Annotated in this window: 6 protein-coding genes; 5 read left to right on the top strand and 1 reads right to left on the bottom strand. The window is 63.1% G+C overall.

Going from position 1 to position 4438, the window contains the following annotated elements:
- Positions 1-671: hypothetical protein (locus tag AC2VOU_RS19035; protein ID WP_486958757.1), on the bottom strand; the 671-nt coding region annotated here is incomplete at its 3' end.
- A 160-nt stretch (positions 672-831) separates the two neighbouring features.
- On the opposite strand from AC2VOU_RS19035, the gene AC2VOU_RS19030 reads away from it, so the two are divergent.
- From AC2VOU_RS19030 to AC2VOU_RS19010, 5 genes are all read left to right on the top strand, one after another.
- Entirely contained in the window at positions 832-2586 is a 1755-nt protein-coding gene (locus AC2VOU_RS19030) for a DUF3556 domain-containing protein (protein ID WP_486958756.1), read from the top strand.
- A gap of 87 nt (positions 2587-2673) precedes the next feature.
- Positions 2674-2931: a ribbon-helix-helix domain-containing protein gene (locus tag AC2VOU_RS19025; RefSeq protein ID WP_486958755.1), complete on the top strand. Its 258-nt coding sequence runs from the start codon at positions 2674-2676 to the stop codon at positions 2929-2931.
- Positions 2928-3359, top strand: a complete 432-nt coding sequence (locus AC2VOU_RS19020; RefSeq protein WP_486958754.1) for a TA system VapC family ribonuclease toxin — start codon at positions 2928-2930, stop codon at positions 3357-3359. The genes AC2VOU_RS19025 and AC2VOU_RS19020 overlap by 4 nt, the downstream gene beginning before the upstream one ends.
- A gap of 20 nt (positions 3360-3379) precedes the next feature.
- Entirely contained in the window at positions 3380-3706 is a 327-nt protein-coding gene (locus tag AC2VOU_RS19015; protein WP_486958753.1) for a DUF2563 family protein, read from the top strand.
- A 6-nt stretch (positions 3707-3712) separates the two neighbouring features.
- The coding region (locus tag AC2VOU_RS19010) for a putative alpha/beta hydrolase (protein ID WP_486958752.1) at positions 3713-4438 on the top strand (726 nt) is incomplete at its 3' end.

The raw sequence follows: 4438 nt of genomic DNA, 5'->3' as shown, positions 1-4438 counted from the left end.
AGGCCGAGGCTGGATAGGTCGGCCAGGAATGCGACGGTGTCGGACGCGCTCTGCGCATCAGTTGTGAACCCGAGTGCATCCGCGATGATCGAGGCGTTATCTGCGGTGACACCAGCGACATCATTTACTGCCAGTGAGTCACCAAGGTTGGTGAGACTGTTGCCCAGGTCTAGCCCGTTGCCGTACAACGCGCTGAGGTCGGCGATGAGCAACGGATTCGTCTGGTCTTGAGCGGTGATCGCGGGAAGATCGGCGATCGCGTTGTTGAGCTGATCTTGAAAGGCAGAGGCGTCACCGATGACCGGGTATTCCGAGAAGTCGGCGGCGTTGGTAGCGGCAACCGCATGAAGGTCGTTGAGCTGGCCGACCAGCGTCTGGCCCTCCGCCTCAATCGTGCTGATGTCTTGCGATGCGTCTGCGCCCGACGGGAATGGGCCTCCGATATCAACTCCGCTGGCGGCGACGATGTTGTACGGCTGCGCAAGATCCGAGTAGAAAACCGCATCTTCGAATGCGCCGTTGTCATTGGCGTAAGCGAGCGAATCGCCGTAGATGTACGAGATGTCGCTGTACAAACCTGCATTGGCGTGCGCGAGTGGTGTTGCCAGGAGAGCCATGAAGGCGATTCCGGCGCCGGATGTCAGCAGCGTGCGAGCATTGAGAGTAGGCATAGACTTTCCTTAACGATTCCCAAGAGGGCGTTAGTGTGTCTACCCGTTGCGACGCGTTGGCGTCAACCGATGCGTAGCACGTGCCGCAATTCACCAGACCCGAGGGGTGTTCCCGCTACATTACTGTGGCCAACGGTGGCAGACCCGAAATGAGGCCGTGATGGGATTCATCACCCCGGATCTTCCGGACGTCGACCCGGAGACCTGGCAGAACCGCACGGTGGCCGACCGGATGCAGGTGGTGACCCGACACTGGGTTGAGCACGGCTTCGGCACCCCGTCGGCGATCTATCTGCTGTACGTGATCAAGATGGCCGCCTACGCCGCAGGCGCCGCCGCGGTCATCTCGCTGACTCCGGGCCTGGGACGTCTGGCCGACATCGCGACCTGGTGGACGCAGCCGATCGTCTACCAGAAGCTGATCGTCTTCACGCTGCTGTTCGAGGTGCTGGGCCTGGGCTGCGGTTCGGGCCCGTTGACCGCGCGATTCATGCCACCGATCGGGGGATTCCTGTATTGGCTGCGACCCAAGACGATTCGACTGCCGCCGTGGCCCAACGAGGTGCCGTTCACCCGCGGAGACACCCGCACCATGCTCGACGTGGCGCTGTACGTCGTGGTGCTGGCATCTGGTGTGTGGGCGTTGCTGGCACCCGGCCACGGTGGGCCGGTCACAGGAAGCGGCGATGTCGGGTTGATCGACCCGCTGCTGGTTCTACCGGCGATCGTCGCGCTGGCGCTGTTGGGTCTGCGCGACAAGACGATCTTCCTGGCCGCCCGCGGTGAACACTACTGGCTGAAGCTGCTGATCTTTTTCTTCCCGTTCACCGACCAGATCGCCGCGTTCAAGATCGTCATGCTCGGACTGTGGTGGGGCGCAGCAACGTCCAAGCTCAACCACCATTTTCCCTACGTGGTGGCGGCGATGACGAGCAACAACGCTCTACTACGCGGCAAGCCCTTCAACTGGCTCAAGCGCAAGCTCTACCGCGATCCGGTCAATGACATCCGGCCCACCTGGATTCCCAAGGTGATGGCCCACGTCGGCGGCACCACGGCAGAGCTCATCGTTCCGGCAGTCTTGGTCTTCGCCGCAGGCGATCACCCGTGGCGATGGGCGTTGATCGGCTTCATGGTGATCTTTCACCTCAACATCATTTCCAACCTGCCGATGGGTGTTCCGTTGGAGTGGAACATCTTTTTCATCTTCTCGCTGTTCTACCTGTTCGGGCACTACAGCGGGATCGTGATCTACGACCTGAACTCACCGCTGCTGCTGGCCATACTGCTGGTCGCTCTCGTGGTCATTCCGGTCGTGGGAAACATGTTCCCGCAGCAGATTTCGTTCCTGCCCGCGCTGCGCTACTACGCCGGCAACTGGGCGTCGAGCGTGTGGTGTTTCCGCGACGGTGTGGAAGACAAGATCGACGAGAACGTGGTCAAGAGTTCTGCGCTGACCGCCAAACAAATTGCGCGGCTGTATGACCCGAATACCGCCGAGATCATCAGCGACAAGGCGCGCGCGTTTCGATGCATGCACGTCCACGGCCGCGCGCTCAACGGTCTGCTGCCGCGCGCGCTCGACGACGAGGCCGGCTACGCGATACGTGAGGGCGAAACCGTCGCGGGGCCGCTGATCGGCTGGAATTTCGGCGAAGGCCACCTTCACAACGAGCAATTGGTCGAGGCGGTGCAGCGGCGCTGCCACCTCGAGGAGGGCGACCTGCGGGTGGTCATCCTGGAAGGTCAGCCGATCCAGACCAAAAAGCAGTGGTACCGCATCGTCGACGCCAAGTCCGGCGTGATCGAGGAAGGCTATGTCGCGGTCGACGACATGCTGGCGCGCCAACCCTGGCCCGAGCCCGGCGACGAGTTGCCCGTCCACTCGGTAACCCGTCCCGTGGGACCGCCATGACGCGGCGGGGATGACCAACGGTCCCTCGACAAGGCATGGCGACGGTGAGCATCATGACAGCAACCACCTTGCTGCTATGATGACTTCATGCGTACCACGGTGACTCTGGACGCCGACGTCGTCGCCGCATTACGACGTGCGACGCGCGAACGCGGAACGTCCTTCAAGGATGTGCTCAATGACGCCGTGCGCCGTGGCTTGAGTGGCGAGCCGACTGCGCGCCGCTATCGCACCCCGTGTCGCGACATGGGCCTACGTGCCGGCTTCGACGTCGATAAGGCGCTGGCGCTGGCTGCCGCCGACGAAGATGCGGAGACCTTGCGCAAACTCGCGCTGCGCAAATGAAGCTGCTCGATCTGAACGTTCTGGTGTATGCGATGGACGAGTCGTCCTCGCGCCACCAGGCGGCGCGGGACTGGCTTGATGAGACGCTTTCCGGTGCGGAGACGGTCGGATTCGCGTGGCATGTCCTGATCGGCTTCGTGCGGCTATCCACCCGTTCGGCGGTGTTCGCTGCGCCGTTGACGGTCAGTGAGGCCTTGGACGTCGTGGACGGATGGTTGCGGCAGCCGTGCGTGACCGTCGTACACCCGACCGAGCGCCATGCCACTGTGCTTCGCGAGTTACTCACCCCGCTCGGAACGGCAGGCAACCTCACAAGCGATGCGCACCTCGCGGCGCTGGCCATCGAACACGGTGCTGGGTTGTGCTCAACCGACGTCGACTTCAGTCGGTTCGCTGGCGTGCGATGGATCGATCCGCTCGTGGCTTGACGTCGGGCTACTGTGCATTCGTGGGCCCGGAAGAGTTTGAGGCCAATGTTGACCACTTGGCGGCCGGTGGTGATTTGTGTCGTCATGCCGCGGACTCGGTGAAAGACGCGGCCGAGGCGCTGGCTGGCGCAGATGTGGCGTCGGGAATCTTCGGTGATTTCGCCGAAGCGCACCAGTTTCACGGTGTGGTGAGCGGTGTCCATCAGCAGCATCAGGACCGGTTGCGTGGCCACCACACGACGTTGAGCGGGGTGGCGGCTAAAGCGATCACGGCGGCGCAGGTGTTGACCGGCGCCGACGAGTCGGCGGGTGAGGCCATTACCTCAGCTGGCGAGCAGTTCGAGTAGGCCGTTGTGGGGGCGCCGCCGTTTTTGGCCAACCTTGATGTTGGTGAGTTGTGCTCGGCGGCCGGCGGTGATCCGTGGACACTCGATGACGAACTGCAGGCCGGTGACGGGCAGGCGATCAACAAGCTCGCCGACGCGTTTCATCAAGCCGGTAATCGCGTCACAGAGGCCGACGATGATTTCGATAAGGCCAAACAGAAATTCGAAGCCGGTTATCGGCGTAACGGCAGCGAGCATCCGATCAACGACTCCGCCGAAGTGCGCCAGGCCACGACCGCGCTGGCCGGGCACACAGAAGCGTTGCCGCGGATAGCGGCCAGCTTGGAGCAGGTGGCCGCGTCGCTGGTCACCGCGCAGCGCCGAAGCGACTACGCCCTCGGGGAGGCTGATGGCGCGCTCGATGAGATCGACAACCAGATGTCGGCGGCCAAGGCCAACGATCAAGACACCGGCGCACTGCACGAGCATGCCGTCGGCGTCGTCAAAACGGCGCTGGCCCAGGTGAACTCGGTGCGCTCGGACTATGCCGCCGAATTGCATGCCGCGCAGACCGCGATGTCGGGGGCGGGATATGTGCCCGAGTCGCTGGGCGATCTGGACGCCCAGCCCGGACCCCAGATGCCGGCACCGGTGCTGCCCGATGATCCTGACCAGTTCACGCACGCGTGGAATGCGTTGTCGGCGGAGCAGAAGGAGGCCGCCTACAACCAGAACCATTTCATCGGTACCCAT

It is taken from the genome of Mycobacterium sp. TH-M25 (genome assembly GCF_057473665.1).
This window is presented reverse-complemented; position numbering and strand designations above follow the sequence as displayed.